Origin of the sequence: Xanthomarina sp. (genome assembly GCF_035306605.1) — a bacterium.
Lineage (GTDB): Bacteria > Bacteroidota > Bacteroidia > Flavobacteriales > Flavobacteriaceae > Xanthomarina.
Genome location: NZ_DATGNR010000022.1, coordinates 22,480 through 39,153, shown reverse-complemented (window position 1 = coordinate 39,153; position 16,674 = coordinate 22,480). Strand labels below are relative to the sequence as shown.

Sequence of the window (16,674 nt, the reverse complement as noted above, 5' to 3'; positions counted from 1 at the left end):
CTAGAAAATTGCCAATCGGTATAGTGTTCTTGGCGCGTGTTAGTGTTTATGATTTGAGCACGCCATTTAAAACATTTGGTGTTGTATTCTTCTAAACTTAAAAGGAGGCTACCTGTTGGGTTTTGAGGAATATTTTTAAAGGACTTCGTGATCATTTCAGATCGGTTTTTGCCATCCAACTTATTCCAACAATCATTTATTGGTTGTATTTCAATGTTTAAAGTTGTGGATGCTCTGTTTGTGGCATTGGAAAAGTCCCATGAGATTTCAATGCTTTTAAAATTGGAGTTTGTTGCTTCAACCGTTTTAGATGATAAATTAAAATCATTCTTAGCGATTTTAGTTTGACTAAAACTACTTAATGCGCCGAGTAGGCAAACACTAAAAGTTAAAAGGACATTGAAAAATTTAAAACGGACTTGTTGCTTAGGTCGTAGGATAATTTTGTTCATTTTACTATAAGTTTTTATATAGCAAAGCCTGACATTATTTAGATTTGGGAATCGTTCATATATGTGATCTTGCTATTAATGCGCTAAAAATACGAAAATTAATATAAATTATATATTTTTTTAACTTTATTGTTGATAAGTATTTTGTGTGTTTCCAAAGCGAGTTAGGCTTCAATCACGTGTGTTTCTGTGTTGGTTAAGCTTAGGTTCATTAAAAAATTAAATTGTCTTATTAACAATTGGTTCTTGGTATCAATTCTTATCTTTGGGAGTATTAATTTTTAATAGGTAGCTAAGTGATTGATATTAAGGATCAAGTCAATATTTGTTTAGAAGGTCAACTTGATATCAAGCTTGAATATCTTAATCATCCAGCCATTTCTGGGAATAAATACCGGAAGTTAAAATACAATTTACTCGAGGCTAAACAATTAAATTCTTCGGTTTTATTAACCTTTGGTGGCGCTTATTCGAACCATATTGCCGCGGTGGCCGTTGCAGGTAAGGAATTTGGATTTAATACCATAGGCATTATAAGAGGAGAAGAATTGGTTGGTAAAACTGCTGATAATCCCACTTTAACTTTTGCCAAACAGCAAGGCATGCGTCTTCATTTTGTTTCAAGAGAACGTTTTCGAGACAAGACTTCCGAAGCTTTTTTAACCGAGTTGCAATTAATGTTTGGTGATTTTTATCTCATCCCGGAAGGAGGAACCAATAAGTTAGCTGTAAAAGGCTGCGAGGAGATACTAACTGAAACGGATACAAGCTATGATTATATTTGTTGTCCTGTTGGAACTGGAGGTACTATCAGCGGTTTAATTAATTCTAGTTTCCCTGGGCAAAAAATTCTAGGTTTTCCTGCGTTAAAAGGTGATTTTTTGCGAGAAGAAATTAGTAAATTTGCACGCAAATCCAATTGGGAAATAATACCGGACTATCATTTTGGAGGTTATGCCAAAATAAACAGTGAATTAATAAGTTTTATTAACACGTTTAAAAGCGCATATAAGCTTCCATTAGATCCTATTTATACAGGTAAAATGATGTATGGGATTTTCGATTTAATGCGACAAGGATATTTTCCGGAAGGATCAAGAATTTTAGCCATTCATACTGGTGGCTTGCAAGGAATAGCCGGTATGAATGCCAAATTAATAAATAAGAAATTACCGATAATTCAATAAGGTTCATGAGAAAACTTTTTTTACTTTTTGTTTTAAGCTTCGTCGTTTTTAGTTGTGGTACTAGTAGGAAAACAAGTTCCAGAAAACATAAAACCAAATCTAGAACCGAACGCGTGGTTGTAGATCCAAGAACAAAACCTTCGGTTAAAAAAGAAGAACCCGTTGAGCTTGTTGTAGTAGAAGACACTCCAGTAAGAGTACCCACTAGCACTGATGAATATATTGCATTATTTAGCGATATCGCTCAGGAGGAGATGCGTTTATACCACATTCCAGCCAGTATTACCTTAGCGCAAGGTATTTTAGAATCAGGTTCCGGTAAAGGTCGTTTGGCAGTAGAGGCCAATAATCATTTTGGAATAAAATGCCATGAATGGAATGGTGCTCGGATCTATCACGATGATGATGCTTCACAAGAGTGCTTTAGAAAATATCATGATGCCAAATACTCCTATCGCGATCACTCCTTATTCTTGACCCAAAGAGCCCGTTACAGAGGATTGTTTCAATTAAAAACAGACGATTATAAAGGCTGGGCCAAAGGGTTGAAAGCAGCCGGTTATGCTACGGATAGAAAATATCCAGATAAATTAATTAGTTTGATAGAACGTTACCAGCTATACAAATACGATGAGGCTGTGACAGGTAATAGATCTTCTAGATCTGTTGCGGTACAAGCGGAGAACACCCATGTGATTGTAAAGGGAGACACCTTGTATTCCTTGTCAAGAAGATATCAAACCACGGTTGACGAATTAAAACGATTAAATAATTTAACAAGTAACGATTTAACTATAGGCGCAGTCCTGATAGTAAAATCTAATTAATAAGAACTTATTTCATGTTATATAAAAGAAGTAGCGCTTTGTTTACAGAAGCCGAAAAAGTAATTCCTGGAGGTGTTAATTCACCGGTAAGAGCTTTTAATGCTGTAGGAGGAACTCCAATTTTTATAAAAAAGGCCCATGGTGCTTATTTAATAGACGAAGACAATAATCAGTATATTGATTATATCAATTCATGGGGTCCCATGATTTTGGGTCATGCCTACCAACCTGTAGTTGATGCGGTAATTGAAAAAACCAAATTAGGAACCTCTTTCGGAACCCCCACAGAGGTAGAGACTAAAATAGCTCAGTTAGCTGTTTCTATGGTTCCTCATATAGAGAAAATTCGATTTGTAAATTCCGGTACCGAAGCTTGTATGAGTGCTGTACGATTAGCTAGAGGTTATACAGGAAAGGACAAGATTATCAAATTTGCTGGATGCTATCACGGACATAGTGATTCGTTTTTAATTCAAGCAGGTAGTGGTGCCGTTACCTTTGGACAACCTAATAGTCCAGGAGTCACGAAGGGAACTGCTCAAGACACCTTGTTGGCACGCTATAATGATATTGACCATGTTGAAGAATTAGTGGCCGCTAATAAAGGTGAAATAGCCTGTATTATTTTAGAGCCTGTTGCCGGAAATATGGGGTGTATTCCGCCGCAAAATAATTTTTTACAGAAACTTAGATTGTTGTGTTCTGCCAATAATATTTTATTGATTTTCGATGAAGTTATGACGGGCTTTAGGCTTTCAAAAGGAGGAGCCCAAGAAGTGTTTGGAGTAGAAGCAGACTTAGTGTGCTTTGGAAAAGTTATTGGAGGAGGGCTGCCTGTTGGAGCTTTTGCAGGACGTGCCGAGATTATGGATTATTTAGCACCTATAGGGCCTGTTTATCAGGCAGGAACTTTAAGTGGGAATCCGTTGGCTATGGCTGCTGGATTAGCCATGCTACAGGAATTAAATTCCGATGATAAGATCTATAAACGCTTAGCCGACAAAACAGCTTATTTGCATAGAGGTTGTGCACAAGCTTTAAATAAACACCATATTCCCCATACCATTAATAGAATTGGATCTATGATTTCTATTCATTTTTCCGATACCGATGTGGTGGATTTTGAAACCGCAGCCCAAGGAAATAACGACCGATTTAAGGCCTTTTTTCACGGCATGCTAAAGGAAGGTGTGTATATTGCTCCAAGTGCTTTTGAAACTTGGTTTATTACAGATGCATTAACTTATAGTGATTTAGATAAAACCATTGCTGCCTGCGAAAAAGTATGTAGCACGTTATAAAAAAAAGGCTGTCTAAAATTAATTAGACAGCCTTTTTTATTATTGCAAGAGCGGGTTTGTTATTTTTGCTTGCTTATACTTGCGCGCTTCGTTTGGTGCATTTGCTTTCTTTGCTTTTCTTTTTTTTCCTCACTTAGTTTTTCCCATTTTGCATATTGCTCATCGTTCAAAATCTCTTTCATTTTCTTTTTCGTGGCAATCTGATGGTCCAATCTGTCGTTTTTCATTTGAAGTTTATCTTCTTTTGAAAGCTCTGTTTTCTCCATTTTTTTGTTTTCCGATAGATTGCCTTGTTTCATTTGGGCTTTTCTAGCTGTGATGTTTTCAAGATATAAGGCTTGAACTTGTTTTTGTTGTTCTTCCGTTAAATCTAAATCTAAGGTGAGTTGCTTGGCTTTTACCTGAGAGATTTCCTCTGGTGTATATTCTTGCATGGTTTGTTTGCTATGCAATTTCTCTTGTGCTTGCGCAAAACTTGTAATAAAAACGAGGGTGATTAATGCTAATTTTTTCATCTGATATAAAGTTTATATTAATATAGTTAAGACTGTTAAAACTTGAAAAGGTTTAATAGGACCTATTGATTTACAGTGTATTTAAATATTCGCTAATTAAATTGTAGCCGTCCGTATGTATCATGGTTGTTCCTATTAATGGCATGCTTATGCCATCCATGTATGAGGACATTCTAAAATCGATATTCTCTTTGCCTTCCAAAATAAAAGTATTAGAAAAGGGAGTGTTGTATGATAATCTTAAATTAGATTGGTCGCCACAAGAGCCTCCTGCACTATGGCAGTGAGCGCAATTTATATCAAAATAAGCTCTAGCACGTTCTTCCAAAGTGAAGTTAGTCGTATCTTCCCAATTTGGTAAAATAGACACCTCTGAAGCGCTTGATAGATTCGCTATGTAGTTATTCGCTATCCAATTTTGTAATTGATTGTTGCCGTTTACCGCTCTAAGTTTTGGACCAATAGGTACTATTTGAGTGTCGGACCTGTGGCAATCTATACAATTTTGAGCTGAGGGGATGACATAATTTATATTTACTGGATTTCCATCGGTATTGGTGTAGTTAATTGGAACAGTACTTGTCGTGTTATCTAAAACGGCATCAGTTTGTTGCGCGTTCCATTTGTAGTTACCCATTTCCCATAGGCCATTTTTTTTTATTAGAAGTCGGGTTTCAATAAGTTGGCGTCCTTCGGCTTCGTTATTTTCATTATTCAAATAATAAAAGGTTTTTGCTATTACTGTGTTGTTTGGAAAACTTGGTAATCCGTCGTCCATATATTCCATAGCTGTGCCTTCAGGTAAAGCCAAAACACGTTGTTTGTATGAGTTGTCAGAAAAAAGCGTGGTGTTTAGCTTGTAAATAAAAGTTCGATTGCTTGGTGTTAGGTTGTTTAAGTTTCCTGTAAATAAATTGAGTTGGGACAGATTGGGTAGGAATTCAGGAATCACTAAAGGTGTTGGGCTTGGGTCTGGTGGTGTTGGTGTGTAGGAACTGTCATCTGAGTCGCTTGAGCAGGAAAATATGCCTGCAGCTAAGGCTAGTATAAAAAGTGCTTTGTTCATTTTAAGCGTTTTAAGTTTGCTAGTGAAATTAAGAAAAATGTTGTATTATTTACTTATACAAACTGTTAAAATATTGAAACACAGTGTTTCATGTTGTGAGTTGACAAGCTCATTTGCTTAAGAATGTGTAGAATGATTTTGGAACATGTATTGGATTTTTTTAAGGTGCTATAATTAAAAAGCGTTCTTATTAAGACTAAAAAAACCGAAGTAAATACTTCGGTTTTATGTCCTATTAAAAAAAACAACTGTTTTTTTGTTTATTCCACATTTAGGTACTCCATCAGCTCTTGGTAGGGTATTTTGCCGCCATCCAAATTCATTCTTGCCGAAGCGTTGCCAGGGATTAATACATATTGGAGGGTTACTTGTGGTGTGTTTTCTAAATTACTAACGTTGTTGTCAACAGCATTGAAAATAATTCCTCCCTCCAAGGTTGATACTATGTAAAAATACCTCGTGTCTACAGGTAAGGGTAAAATATCAACAAAGGTCCCTTCGTCCCATTTTATATACAACAGGATAGCTCCCCCATTTTGCAGGAAACTGTCTAAGTTTTCAATAGGAATTATCATGTCGGCTGCATTATTGGTTGAATTGATATAATCAAATTCAATTTGAAACCAATCTGATATAATTACATTGGCATTTCCATCGGCCCCTGGTTCTCCTTGTGGGCCGGGTGCTCCATCTTTTCCATCTTCAGGGGAGCAAGAAAAGCTAAAGGATACTAAAAGGGTTAGTAAAATAAGTTTGGTCATTTTCATGGCTTGTTTTTTCATTTTAGTTAAAGTCATAGTTTTTAAATATAAATGTTAGATAATAAAGTTCATTTTTAGTTGCTTGTTTTGTGAGTTTTTATCAACTGGTTAACAAAAACATAATAAATAGATTAGGTGGTTGGCGGTTATTGAAACCGTGAGTAGTTTTAATTTGTAAAAAGTCGCGGTTTTCCCTAATTGAGTTATAGATTTTAAAAGCATGGGATTTTTGTTTATTTTATATCTAAGTGTTCCATCAGCTCTTGGTAGGGTATTTTACTGTCGTTCAAATTCATTCTTGCCGAAGCGTTGCCAGGGATTAATACATATTGGAGGGTTACTTGTGGTGTGTTTTCTAAATTACCAACGTTGTTTTGAACAGCATTGAAAATAATTCCTCCCTCCAAGGTTGATACAAAGTAAAAAAACCTCGTGTCTACAGGTAAGGGTAAAATGTCAACAAAGGTTCCTTCATCCCATTTTATATACAACAGGATAGCTCCCCCATTTTGCAGGAAACCGTCTAAGTTTTCAATAGGAATTATCATGTGTGCATTCGTGTCTGTACTGTCTATATAGTCAAATTCAATTTGAAACCAATCTGATATAATTACATTGGCATTTCCATCGGCCCCCTGGTTCTCCTTGTGGGCCGGGTGCTCCATCTTTTCCATCTTCAGGGGAGCAAGAAAAGCTAAAGGATACTAAAAGGGTTAGTAAAATGAGTTTGGTCATTTTCATGGCATGTTTTTTCATTTTAGGTAAAGTCATAATTTTTAAATTTAAATATTTAGATAATAAAGTTCATTTTTAGTTGCTTGTTTTATTGGTCTGAATTAAAGTGTTAATTCAAACATAATGAATAGATTACGTGATTGCAAATTATTGAAACCGTGAGAAGTATTAATTTATAAAAAGTCTCGGTATTCCATATTTGTGTCATAGATTTTAAAAACATGGGATTTTTGTTTATTTTATATCTAAGTATTTCATCAGCTCTTGGTAGGACATTTTACTGTCGTTCAAATTCATTCTTGCCGAAGCGTTGCCAGGGATTAATACATATTGGATGGTAAACTCAGGAGTGTTTTCTAGTTGACCAACATCTGGATTATTTGCTAGAAACATAATGCCTTGTCCTATTGCGTCCAAGTTTAATATAGCGAATGAATAATTGATTACAGAGGAGTCGTAGAATGGTAGTGGGTATGTTACGGATTGACGACCATCAACTGATTGTTTTATATACATTTGAACAACTCCGCCATTCTGTAGGAAAGTCTCGAAGTCTTCGATAGGAATTAACATTCGGGCATAATTGTTGTTCGAATCAACATGATCAAATTCAACCTGAAGCCAGTCAGATACGATGACGTTCGCATTGCCTTGAGGACCAGTAGCCCCGTCTTTCCCGTCTTCAGGGGAACAGGAAAAACTGAAGGATACTAAAAGAGTAACTAAAATGAGTTTTGTCATTTTCATAGCATGTTTTTTAATTTTTGTTAAAATCATCATTAAATAAATTAAAGATTTAGTAATAGTTTTAAGTACTTGTTTTGTGTCCTGTTTTAAAATGGATACAATTAGCTTAATGATTCATAAATTGAAAGGTTAACATCGTACAACTATAAATTTATTTAAAATTTTGTGTGTCAGGCGGTTATTTTGTTGGCAGGGGGATTCTTTTGTATAGGTTGTTTTAGCTTTATATGAGAATGGGGTCACACTCATTTGCATGTTGCTTGATACCTGTTGTTTTGGAATCCTTGTTGGGATGTTGTTTTATAAAATGTATTACGTTATTAAAAGGCATTGGATGTTGATGGTTTCTAAACTTATTATTAGGCATTAAAATCTGAAACAAAAAACTTATGTTTGTAGCATGCAAAATAAGCTAGAGACCTATATTCCACAATCTGCTGTACCGCAAGTTTTATTGCTTTTAAACCATGATCATTTAACGGTTAAGGTAAAAAACGAGCGTAAAACTAGGCATGGGGATTATAGGCGTTTGCCTAATGGGACTCATGTTATTACAGTAAACTCCAATTTAAACCCGTATCGGTTTTTAATTACTTTAATTCATGAAATAGCTCATTTTGAATCGTATCAAACGTTTGGTAAATTTATAAAGCCCCACGGTAAAGAATGGAAGTATACGTTTCAAAGGCTGATGTTGCCCTTTATAAATCCTCAGGTGTTTCCTCATGAGATCCTCCCGCTTTTAGCGAAACACTTTAAAAATCCAAAAGCAAGTAGTGATACAGATGCAGCGTTATCATTGGCTTTGAAGCAGTATGATGCAGATAAGGATAAAACCTATGTTTTTGAAGTACCCAAAGGAGCCGCCTTTAGACTTTATAATGGGAGGGTTTTTAAAAAAGGAAATACTCGAACCAAACGAATAGAGTGTGTTGAAATAGGCACAGGAAAATTGTATCTTTTCAACCCGAATGCAGAAGTAGAGTTATTGGAGTAATACCTTTATTTTTATGAACTCCAAAAGTGACAGTTGAGGTGGGATTCTATTAATAATACAACTTTTATAATACAAATTGCTTGACCTTAGTGTCTTGCAATAAAAACAATACAGTAATGAAGAACGATTATTATGCCATTTTGATGGCAGGAGGAGTAGGATCTAGGTTTTGGCCTGTTAGTACACAAGATTTCCCGAAGCAATTCCACGATATGTTAGGAACCGGAGAGACCTTAATTCAAAAGACTTTTCATAGGCTATCCAAACTGATTCCTAAGGATCATATTTTTATTTTAACCAATGCGTGTTACAAGGATTTGGTATTTGAACAGTTGCCTGAGGTTACCGAACGTCAGGTGGTTTTGGAACCAGCTATGAGAAATACAGCGCCTTGTATTTTGTATGCTTCTTTAAAAATACAGAAGGAAAACCCTAATGCTATTATGATTGTGGCTCCGAGCGACCATTGGATTGAAGATGAGCAAGCTTTTACCGATAATGTGCAACAAGCTTTTGATTATTGCTCAAAACACGATGCCTTAATGACTTTAGGTATCCAGCCTACCTTCCCCAATACGGGATACGGATATATTGAATTTCACACTCACTCTAAAAACCATGTCAAACAAGTTGAACAATTTAGGGAGAAACCAGATTATCACACAGCAAAACAATTTTTAGAACAAGGTAATTTTTTGTGGAATGCAGGGATTTTTATGTGGCATGTAAATGCTGTGGTTGCAGCTTTTAAAAAGAATCAAGCCAGCTTATTTCAGTTGTTTGAAAAAGGGATTCCCTTTTATAATACTGAGGAAGAAGCTGATTTTATAAGTGAAAACTACGGAAAGGCCGAAAACATTTCAGTGGATTACGCCATCATGGAAGCGTCGAAAAACGTGTATGTTATTCCTGCTACGTTTGATTGGAACGATTTAGGTACTTGGGGGAGTTTGTACGATAAACTAGAAAAAGACCAGAACCAAAATGCTGTAGTTAATGCTAGAACCCTTTTGGAAGATGCCTCAGGCAATATGATAAGAACCCCAAAAGGTAAGGTTGTAGTAGTTGATGGATTAAAGGATTATATTATTGTGGATAAAGAAGAGGTGCTTCTTATTTATCCAAAATCAAAAGAACAAGACATAAAAGTTGTGCTTCATCAGGTAAAAGAAAAATTTGGAAATTCCTTAGGGTAAATTTTCAAAAAATATGCACAACCAACTAGGCCAATCTTAATTCGGATTGTGTTTTATTTATATATTAGCACTATGGTTTTAAACTAACTAACATGGAAGAAAATAAATTTAATTTTTCTGAAGAAGAAACGACTACGAATGCTTCAGCAGAGAATTCCAAAAAAGATCAAGCCGTCCAAGATTCAAAACAAGCGGTAAAGAAAGATGCTAAAGGCCTTATTCAGAATTTTAAAAAATTCATCATTGAGCTTTTAGATTTTAGGGACGATACAGATAGAGATGAAACCATTGAGGCTATTAAAAAGGATATTTCCTTTAAGGGTGCCACCGCATGGATTTTGGTATGTTCCATTTTTGTGGCTTCCATTGGTTTAAATGCAAACTCCACTGCTGTGGTTATTGGAGCCATGTTAATTTCGCCACTTATGGGGCCTATTTTAGGTATTGGATTGTCTGTGGCTGTTAACGATATTGATACCATGAAAAAGTCGTTAATCAACTTGGCCATCATGATTGTTTTAAGTTTATTGACCGCCTTTTTATTTTTCTGGTTATTTCCGCTTAGCGAAGATACCTCTGAACTTTTAGGACGTGTAAAACCAGATATTCGAGATGTGTTGATTGCCTTTTTTGGTGGTTTGGCATTGATTATTGCCCGCACAAAAAAAGGTACCATCGCTTCTGTAATCTTTGGTGTAGCTATTGCTACGGCCTTAATGCCTCCATTGTGTACCGCTGGCTACGGATTGGCTAAAGCCAATTGGTCGTACTTTTTTGGGGCCATGTACTTGTTTACCATTAACACCATATTTATAGCCTTAGCTACCTTTATAGTATTAAAGGTTTTAAGATTTCCAATGCTTAAATACGCCAATTCTGCCAAGCGTAAACGTATAGCGAGAATTGCTTCAGTGTTGGCCATTATAGTGATGGTACCAGCTGTTTGGACTTTTGTAAAGGTTTTAAAAGAAAGCAATTTTCATGTAGAAGCTAGAAAATATGTTGAAAATGAACTAGGAGGCCTGGAAGACTTTGAGTACATAAAGAAGAATGTTATCTATAAGTACAGTGATGCCGGATCAGTTATTGAATTTAACACCTATGGGTTGGGTGAGGTGCCACAGTCGACCATTGATTTGATTAAACATAAAAAAGATGCTTATCCAAATTTAGCCAATACTAAAATTATATTTAACCAAAGCAAAACGGAGCAATACGACAACTTGAGATACATGGAGCAATTGCGTTATCGAGACTCTATTGATTTAATGTCGCAATCGCAAAAAATCGAGTTTCTTGAAAATCGCTTACGTACGTTATCGGCTTTAGAGAAAAACAGCATTCCATTTAACGAGGTGGTAGCCGAAGCAAAAATTAATTATGAAAACCTGTCAGCTTTCAGTTATGCTAGTCGTATTCAAACAGATTTTAAAACTTCAGATACCATTCCAGAGTTTTTAATTGCTTGGGATAAGGCAAAGATTAAGGAAAGTGACATTGGCAAAGAGCAAAACAAATTGGAGCGTTGGCTAAAAGTGAAATTAAAATTAGACACTATAGTGGTAAAGCGAATAAATTAATTTTCCATACCAGTTTTAAGTTCCAAAGAAGGAGACTCCAGGATATCGTTTTTCTTTTAGTCTGTTTCTTTGGAATTTTTGTTTCTACTAGTGATTAAGCAGCTGGCTTTAAGCGTTGATAAGGTATGGAGAAGAAGCGTTTAATGTCTTTCCTCTAAATACATTTGTCGTACTTTTTTAAAGAGTTCTGAGGAGTAAACAAAGTCGGTAACCACTTCATTATCGGTTTTAAAAATGGTTTCTTTAGAACCTTCCCATGCTTTTAACCCATCTTTCAGGAACACGATTTTATCTCCTATTTCCATAACGGAGTTCATGTCGTGGGAGTTTATTACGGTAGTGATATTGTATTCCTCGGTAATTTCATGAATTAAATTATCGATAACAATAGCTGTTTTGGGATCTAAGCCCGAGTTAGGCTCATCGCAAAACAAATACTTTGGTTTGTTCACAATAGCTCGTGCGATGGCTACCCTTTTCTGCATGCCTCCTGAAGCCTCACTAGGCATTTTTTTATGGGCACCATCTAAGTTTACACGTTTTAAAACAAAATTCGCACGATCTTCCATTTCGCTTTTACTTTGTTTGGTAAACATGCGTAACGGGAACATGACGTTTTCCATGATGGTCATCGAATCGAATAAGGCACTCCCTTGAAAAACCATTCCCATTTCGGAGCGAAGTTTTCTTTTTTCATCGGCATCCAAATCCGAGTACACTTTTCCATCGTAAGAAATGCTACCTTCCTCTGGATAAAACAAGCCTAATAAACACTTTAAGAAAACCGTTTTTCCAGAACCACTTTGTCCAATTACTAGACTGGTCTTTCCTTTTTCGAAAGTTGTAGAAATGCCTTTTAAAATGTGGGCATCGTCAAAAGATTTATGGACGTTTTTTACTTCTATCATGAGCTAAGTAGGAGTTGAGTTAATACATAGTTTAAAAGGATTATAACCACACTCGTCCAAACAAAGGCTGTGGTACTTGCTTTTCCTACTTCTAAGGCACCACCTTTCATGAAATAACCATGAAACGATGGGATGGTTGCCAAAACAAAGGCAAAAATTATGGTTTTAATAAATGCGTAGGTAATATGAAACGGAATAAAATCTAATTGAAGTCCGATGATATAATCATCTAAGGTGCTAAAACCGCCATAAATACAAGCTGCCATACCTCCAATAATTCCTAGAAACATGGCAATAGAAATAACAAAAGGATACAACATTAAAGCAATGAACTTTGGGAAAACCAGATAATTAATGGCGTTTATACCCATAACTTCTAGCGCGTCAATTTGTTCAGTAACACGCATGGTACCTATACTTGATGTAATGAATGAGCCAACCTTTCCAGCCATAATAATGGAAATAAAGGTTGGAGCAAACTCTAAAATTATGGATTGTCTGGTTGCAAAACCAACCAAGTATTTTGGAATTATTGGGCTTGTAATGTTTAAAGCTGTTTGAATGGTTACCACACCACCCACAAAGAACGAGATAAAGGCTACGATACCTAAGGATCCAATAATTAAATCGTCAATATCTTTAAGAATAAGATGTTTCATTACAGACCATTTGGTTGGTTTGCGAAACATGTCTTTTATCATTATAAAATAAGCCCCAATATTATGAAGGTATGTCATATTGTAATTTGTTCCTGCTAATGTATAAAAACTAAAGCTTTTTAACCTTAATTTTAAATACCGATGTGTTAAATTCCTTATTTTTGAGTTTCAAAATCCGTATTTAAAATGAAAAATCTAGTTTTAGTCCTAAGTCTTGCAATATTAAGTATTTCTTGTAAATCTCAAAGTGAAACTGCTGTATTTGTTAATAATGCACCTGTGGTACAAGATCATCCAAAATTAGTTGTTGGCATAGTTGTAGACCAAATGCGTTACGATTATTTAACTCGATTTTACAACAAATATAGTGAAGGTGGATTTAAGCTCTTGATGAATGAGGGGTTTAATTGTAAAAACAATCATTACAACTACACGCCAACCTATACGGGACCAGGACACGCATCTATTTATACAGGAACGACTCCAAAATATCACGGAGTCATTGCTAATAATTGGTATGATAAAGCGCTTGGAAAGTCGGTATATTGCGCAGGTGATGATACGGTAAGCTCTGTAGGGACGAAGCATGATGCAGGACACATGTCGCCACGCAGAATGCTAACAACTTCGTTTGCTGATGAGAATAGATTGTATACACAAATGCGAGGAAAAACGATAGGTATTTCTATGAAAGATCGCGGAGCTGTTTTACCAGCAGGGCACACGGCAAACGCCGCCTATTGGTTTCATGGAGAAGACGAGGGGCGTTGGATTACCAGTTCATTTTATAGAAATGAATTACCAGAATGGGTAGCGAATTTTAATGCTTCCGATGCTGCTGAATCCTATTTAACCACTTGGAATACCTTGTATGATATTTCAACTTACACAGAAAGCGGTTCCGACTTAAATACGTTTGAAGGAGGCTTTAAAGGAAAGGAAACAGCTACCTTTCCATATGATTTAAAAGCATTGAGTAAAGACAATAAAGGATTCGATATTTTAAAAGCCACGGCCTACGGAAACAATTTAACTACAGATTTTGCTATTGCAGCTCTTGATGGAGAGCAACTTGGTCAGGATGAATTTACAGATGTGCTTACCTTAAGTTACTCTAGTACTGATTATGTGGGGCATAATTTTGGTGTTAATTCCAAAGAAGTTGAAGATACGTATATCCGTTTAGATAAAGATATTGAGCGTTTTATTCAGGCGCTTGATGCTAAAGTAGGGAAGGGGCAGTACACTTTGTTTTTAACTTCCGATCATGGAGCTGTTGAGGTACCTTCCTATTTACAGAGTGTTGATATACCAGCTGGTTACGTTGATAACAAAGCAAGGAAAGAGAAGCTTCATGCTTTTATGACCAAGAGATTTGGTGCGTCAGATTTGATAGAAAGCATAAGCAACGATCAAATATTCTTGAATAGAGAAAAGCTTGCTTTATTGAATTTAGATTTAGAAACTGTTCAAAAACAAATAGTGCATGAAGTTATTACATACCCAAATATAGATAAGGCTTATACCGCTACAGCTATGGGGTCTACTTCCTTTACTACAGGTATTGAAGAATTAGTTCAAAACGGGTTTAGTCAAAAACGTTCAGGAGATGTTTTAATAGTGAATGATCCAAGTTATTTGTCTTATAGCAAGACCGGTTCTTCACATGGCTCTGGGCTAAATTATGACACCCATGTGCCACTTTTATTTTATGGAAAAGGTATTGCGGCAGGGAGCACTTTACAAAAAACAAGAATTGTAGATATAGCACCAACCATTTCTGCTTTATTAGGGATTAGTTTTCCTAATGGTGCTATAGGAATGCCTTTGGAGTTTGTATTTGATAAATAATATAAGACTTCTGTTGTGTTGATGTTATTAGAACGTCTCGTCTAAGAGCAGGTAGCAACTTGGGCAGGTAAATTATTGTACCAGGTTTTAAAAAGTCTGGGAAAGCTCTTTACTTGGATGTATTAGGTGGCCTCTGATTTTAAGTTTTGACTGAGGAAAAAGGGTTATTTTCTGTATAGAAAATAATTATTTACTAGATCGATGTAGGTTTGTTTCGCTTCGTCTTGAGTAATGTTTTTAATCTGAAACAAGGCATTTGTTTTAAAGGCAGAAATTAGCGGTTTGCTACTACTTGGAAGTCCGTAGTCGTTTGTGGCTTTCTTGTAATAAGCATATAAACGCAATAAAAAGTCTGCAGGAAATGGTTCTGTATAAGCGTTAATCCTAGCTACAGCTTCTTGAAATTCTTTATCTAACTCTTCTGAACTCATTATTTTTCTGCTATGATGGTTTCCCCACCACGTACTTTTTGATTTAGTTCTACTTTAATATTTGTCCCCAAAGGTAGAAATAAATCCACTCTAGAACCAAACTTTATAAATCCGGAATCCTCTCCTTGCAACACCGTATCATCTACTTTGGCGTAATTAACAATGCGTTTTGCCAGAGCTCCAGCTATTTGTCTATATAACACTTTTCCATAGGTTGGATTCTCTACAACTACAGTTGTGCGTTCATTTTCTTCACTTGCCTTTGGATGCCAAGCCACCAAGTATTTTCCTTTGTGATATTTGCTAAAAAGCACTTTTCCTCCAATAGGGTGGCGTGTTACGTGTACGTTTATTGGAGACATAAACACGCTTACTTGAAGGCGTTTTTCGTTGAAATATTCTTTTTCAAACACCTCTTCAATAACTACTACTTTTCCATCAACAGGCGAGACTACTACATCGGCATTTCTATGGGTAAAACGTTTTGGATTTCTGAAAAATTGTAAGATGAGTATTAAAAACATCAAGAATACAATCATCAACAAGGTACTTAACCAAGGAATCGTTACAAAACTATCCGTAAGTAAAAACGCAGCAACTACTATTATAAGAGTTACTAAAATAATTTTATGGCCTTCTTTATGAAACATAATTTATAATTCGTAAAAATAAATATATAAAAGGAGCAGCAAAAATAATGCTATCAAACCTATCTAATAATCCGCCGTGTCCTGGCATAATAACCCCACTGTCTTTAACCCCTGCTTGACGTTTAAATTTCGATTCTATTAAATCGCCAAGTGTTCCAAAAACACTAATGATAATACTTAATATCAACCAATGGTTGAAATTTAAAGTATCGGTAAAGGTAGCAATAAAATAACTTGCTACACAAGCGAAAAATAATCCCCCTAAAAAGCCTTCCACTGTTTTTTTAGGTGAAATGCTTGGGAACAGCTTTTGTTTACCAAAATTCTTTCCTACAAGATAGGCACATGTATCGTTTGTCCATACCAAGATAAAAGCCCCTAAAATTACCAATGGATTGAAGGTATGGTGGTAATTGGCTATTAACACCAAGAATACAAATCCGCTGGATAAGTAAAAAGTGGTAAGGATTATTTTCTTTGAAACAAATAAAGGAATGTTCTTTTCAGTGAATAAATCCTTAATGAGTAGCAATTGCACGAATATAGTTATTACTTGAAGGATTTGTGTGGCTTCAGTTAAGCCATTGGTAGATTTCATTACAAACTGCCAATATCCGAATATCCCATATAAAATTGTAAATACGACATAGGGTATGAAGGATTTATAATGGATAAGTTTTTTTAGTTCGGCAACACAAATAAGTCCAAATATAAAAAACAAGACTATGAATACATGCTTGTTGTAAAGAGAGAAAATCAATAAAGAAACATATAAAAGACCAGAAAGCGATCTCACTAAAATTTCCTTCAT

Annotated in this window: 18 protein-coding genes; 7 read left to right on the top strand and 11 right to left on the bottom strand. The window is 35.6% G+C overall.

From position 1 onward, the window contains the following. Positions 1-452 (bottom strand): hypothetical protein (locus VKY41_RS03005; RefSeq protein WP_500812954.1); only part of this gene is annotated, 452 nt, incomplete at its 3' end. 296 nt (positions 453-748) lie between these two features. On the opposite strand from VKY41_RS03005, the gene VKY41_RS03000 reads away from it, so the two are divergent. Genes VKY41_RS03000 through hemL form a run of 3 tightly spaced genes read left to right on the top strand, consistent with a single transcriptional unit; the run spans position 749 to position 3,767 of the window. Continuing rightward, positions 749-1,639, top strand: a complete 891-nt coding sequence (locus VKY41_RS03000) for a 1-aminocyclopropane-1-carboxylate deaminase/D-cysteine desulfhydrase (RefSeq protein WP_500812953.1) — start codon at positions 749-751, stop codon at positions 1,637-1,639. Positions 1,640-1,644: 5 nt separating this feature from the next. Then, complete coding sequence (locus VKY41_RS02995) at positions 1,645-2,466, top strand: glucosaminidase domain-containing protein (protein WP_500812952.1); 822 nt, start codon at positions 1,645-1,647, stop codon at positions 2,464-2,466. Between the two features lie 14 nt (positions 2,467-2,480). Next, positions 2,481-3,767 carry a glutamate-1-semialdehyde 2,1-aminomutase gene (gene hemL / locus VKY41_RS02990; protein ID WP_500812951.1) on the top strand — a complete coding sequence of 429 codons (1,287 nt, stop codon included), beginning with the start codon at positions 2,481-2,483 and terminating at the stop codon, positions 3,765-3,767. Positions 3,768-3,826: 59 nt separating this feature from the next. Here the strand turns inward: hemL and VKY41_RS02985 are convergent, their stop codons facing one another. The 5 genes from VKY41_RS02985 to VKY41_RS02965 all read right to left on the bottom strand — a co-directional run bounded on the left by VKY41_RS02985 (position 3,827) and on the right by VKY41_RS02965 (position 7,417). Beyond that, a complete protein-coding gene (locus VKY41_RS02985; protein WP_500812950.1) occupies positions 3,827-4,282 on the bottom strand; it encodes a DUF4890 domain-containing protein in 456 nt (151 codons plus the stop codon). Between the two features lie 70 nt (positions 4,283-4,352). Next, entirely contained in the window at positions 4,353-5,348 is a 996-nt protein-coding gene (locus VKY41_RS02980) for a hypothetical protein (RefSeq protein ID WP_500812949.1), read from the bottom strand. A 260-nt stretch (positions 5,349-5,608) separates the two neighbouring features. Then, a complete protein-coding gene (locus VKY41_RS02975; protein WP_500812948.1) occupies positions 5,609-6,145 on the bottom strand; it encodes a hypothetical protein in 537 nt (178 codons plus the stop codon). A gap of 197 nt (positions 6,146-6,342) precedes the next feature. Beyond that, a complete protein-coding gene (locus tag VKY41_RS02970; protein WP_500812947.1) occupies positions 6,343-6,774 on the bottom strand; it encodes a hypothetical protein in 432 nt (143 codons plus the stop codon). Between the two features lie 304 nt (positions 6,775-7,078). Next, positions 7,079-7,417: a hypothetical protein gene (locus VKY41_RS02965; protein ID WP_500812946.1), complete on the bottom strand. Its 339-nt coding sequence runs from the start codon at positions 7,415-7,417 to the stop codon at positions 7,079-7,081. A 574-nt stretch (positions 7,418-7,991) separates the two neighbouring features. On the opposite strand from VKY41_RS02965, the gene VKY41_RS02960 reads away from it, so the two are divergent. The 3 genes from VKY41_RS02960 (at position 7,992) to VKY41_RS02950 (ending at position 11,364) form a co-directional block, all read left to right on the top strand. Continuing rightward, positions 7,992-8,588 (top strand): SprT-like domain-containing protein, encoded by a 597-nt coding sequence (locus tag VKY41_RS02960; RefSeq protein ID WP_500812945.1) that lies wholly within the window; start codon positions 7,992-7,994, stop codon positions 8,586-8,588. 116 nt (positions 8,589-8,704) lie between these two features. Next, positions 8,705-9,784, top strand: a complete 1,080-nt coding sequence (locus VKY41_RS02955) for a mannose-1-phosphate guanylyltransferase (protein ID WP_500812944.1) — start codon at positions 8,705-8,707, stop codon at positions 9,782-9,784. A 92-nt stretch (positions 9,785-9,876) separates the two neighbouring features. Continuing rightward, positions 9,877-11,364, top strand: a complete 1,488-nt coding sequence (locus tag VKY41_RS02950) for a DUF389 domain-containing protein (RefSeq protein WP_500812943.1) — start codon at positions 9,877-9,879, stop codon at positions 11,362-11,364. A gap of 140 nt (positions 11,365-11,504) precedes the next feature. On the opposite strand, the gene VKY41_RS02945 is transcribed toward VKY41_RS02950, so the two are convergent. Both VKY41_RS02945 and VKY41_RS02940 read right to left on the bottom strand, forming a co-directional pair. Next, positions 11,505-12,272, bottom strand: coding sequence for an ABC transporter ATP-binding protein (locus VKY41_RS02945; RefSeq protein WP_500812942.1), 768 nt, complete (start codon positions 12,270-12,272; stop codon positions 11,505-11,507). Continuing rightward, complete coding sequence (locus VKY41_RS02940) at positions 12,269-13,009, bottom strand: MlaE family ABC transporter permease (RefSeq protein ID WP_500812941.1); 741 nt, start codon at positions 13,007-13,009, stop codon at positions 12,269-12,271. Before VKY41_RS02940 ends, VKY41_RS02945 begins: the two co-directional genes overlap by 4 nt. A 108-nt stretch (positions 13,010-13,117) precedes the next feature. Between VKY41_RS02940 and pafA the strand changes: the two genes are divergently transcribed. Continuing rightward, a complete protein-coding gene (gene pafA / locus VKY41_RS02935) occupies positions 13,118-14,782 on the top strand; it encodes an alkaline phosphatase PafA (RefSeq protein WP_500812940.1) in 1,665 nt (554 codons plus the stop codon). 164 nt (positions 14,783-14,946) lie between these two features. Here pafA and VKY41_RS02930 read toward each other — a convergent pair whose 3' ends face one another. The 3 genes from VKY41_RS02930 to VKY41_RS02920 are packed head-to-tail and all read right to left on the bottom strand — an operon-like array spanning position 14,947 to position 16,674. Further along, complete coding sequence (locus VKY41_RS02930) at positions 14,947-15,213, bottom strand: acyl-CoA-binding protein (RefSeq protein ID WP_500812939.1); 267 nt, start codon at positions 15,211-15,213, stop codon at positions 14,947-14,949. Further along, positions 15,213-15,863: a phosphatidylserine decarboxylase family protein gene (locus VKY41_RS02925; RefSeq protein ID WP_500812938.1), complete on the bottom strand. Its 651-nt coding sequence runs from the start codon at positions 15,861-15,863 to the stop codon at positions 15,213-15,215. The genes VKY41_RS02930 and VKY41_RS02925 overlap by 1 nt, the downstream gene beginning before the upstream one ends. Beyond that, positions 15,853-16,674, bottom strand: coding sequence for a phosphatidate cytidylyltransferase (locus VKY41_RS02920; protein ID WP_500812937.1), 822 nt, complete (start codon positions 16,672-16,674; stop codon positions 15,853-15,855). Before VKY41_RS02920 ends, VKY41_RS02925 begins: the two co-directional genes overlap by 11 nt.

What these genes read in the sequence shown, in the direction of transcription:
- VKY41_RS02995 (WP_500812952.1), top strand. Translation starts at nt 1,645, where the DNA reads ATGAGAAAACTTTTTTTACTTTTTGTTTTAAGCTTCGTCGTTTTTAGT.
- hemL (WP_500812951.1), top strand. Translation starts at nt 2,481, where the DNA reads ATGTTATATAAAAGAAGTAGCGCTTTGTTTACAGAAGCCGAAAAAGTA.
- VKY41_RS02985 (WP_500812950.1), bottom strand. Translation starts at nt 4,282, where the DNA reads ATGAAAAAATTAGCATTAATCACCCTCGTTTTTATTACAAGTTTTGCG.
- VKY41_RS02980 (WP_500812949.1), bottom strand. Translation starts at nt 5,348, where the DNA reads ATGAACAAAGCACTTTTTATACTAGCCTTAGCTGCAGGCATATTTTCC.
- VKY41_RS02975 (WP_500812948.1), bottom strand. Translation starts at nt 6,145, where the DNA reads ATGACTTTAACTAAAATGAAAAAACAAGCCATGAAAATGACCAAACTT.
- VKY41_RS02970 (WP_500812947.1), bottom strand. Translation starts at nt 6,774, where the DNA reads ATGGAGCACCCGGCCCACAAGGAGAACCAGGGGGCCGATGGAAATGCC.
- VKY41_RS02965 (WP_500812946.1), bottom strand. Translation starts at nt 7,417, where the DNA reads ATGTTAATTCCTATCGAAGACTTCGAGACTTTCCTACAGAATGGCGGA.
- VKY41_RS02960 (WP_500812945.1), top strand. Translation starts at nt 7,992, where the DNA reads ATGCAAAATAAGCTAGAGACCTATATTCCACAATCTGCTGTACCGCAA.
- VKY41_RS02955 (WP_500812944.1), top strand. Translation starts at nt 8,705, where the DNA reads ATGAAGAACGATTATTATGCCATTTTGATGGCAGGAGGAGTAGGATCT.
- VKY41_RS02950 (WP_500812943.1), top strand. Translation starts at nt 9,877, where the DNA reads ATGGAAGAAAATAAATTTAATTTTTCTGAAGAAGAAACGACTACGAAT.
- VKY41_RS02945 (WP_500812942.1), bottom strand. Translation starts at nt 12,272, where the DNA reads ATGATAGAAGTAAAAAACGTCCATAAATCTTTTGACGATGCCCACATT.
- VKY41_RS02940 (WP_500812941.1), bottom strand. Translation starts at nt 13,009, where the DNA reads ATGACATACCTTCATAATATTGGGGCTTATTTTATAATGATAAAAGAC.
- pafA (WP_500812940.1), top strand. Translation starts at nt 13,118, where the DNA reads ATGAAAAATCTAGTTTTAGTCCTAAGTCTTGCAATATTAAGTATTTCT.
- VKY41_RS02930 (WP_500812939.1), bottom strand. Translation starts at nt 15,213, where the DNA reads ATGAGTTCAGAAGAGTTAGATAAAGAATTTCAAGAAGCTGTAGCTAGG.
- VKY41_RS02925 (WP_500812938.1), bottom strand. Translation starts at nt 15,863, where the DNA reads ATGTTTCATAAAGAAGGCCATAAAATTATTTTAGTAACTCTTATAATA.
- VKY41_RS02920 (WP_500812937.1), bottom strand. Translation starts at nt 16,674, where the DNA reads ATGAAGGAAATTTTAGTGAGATCGCTTTCTGGTCTTTTATATGTTTCT.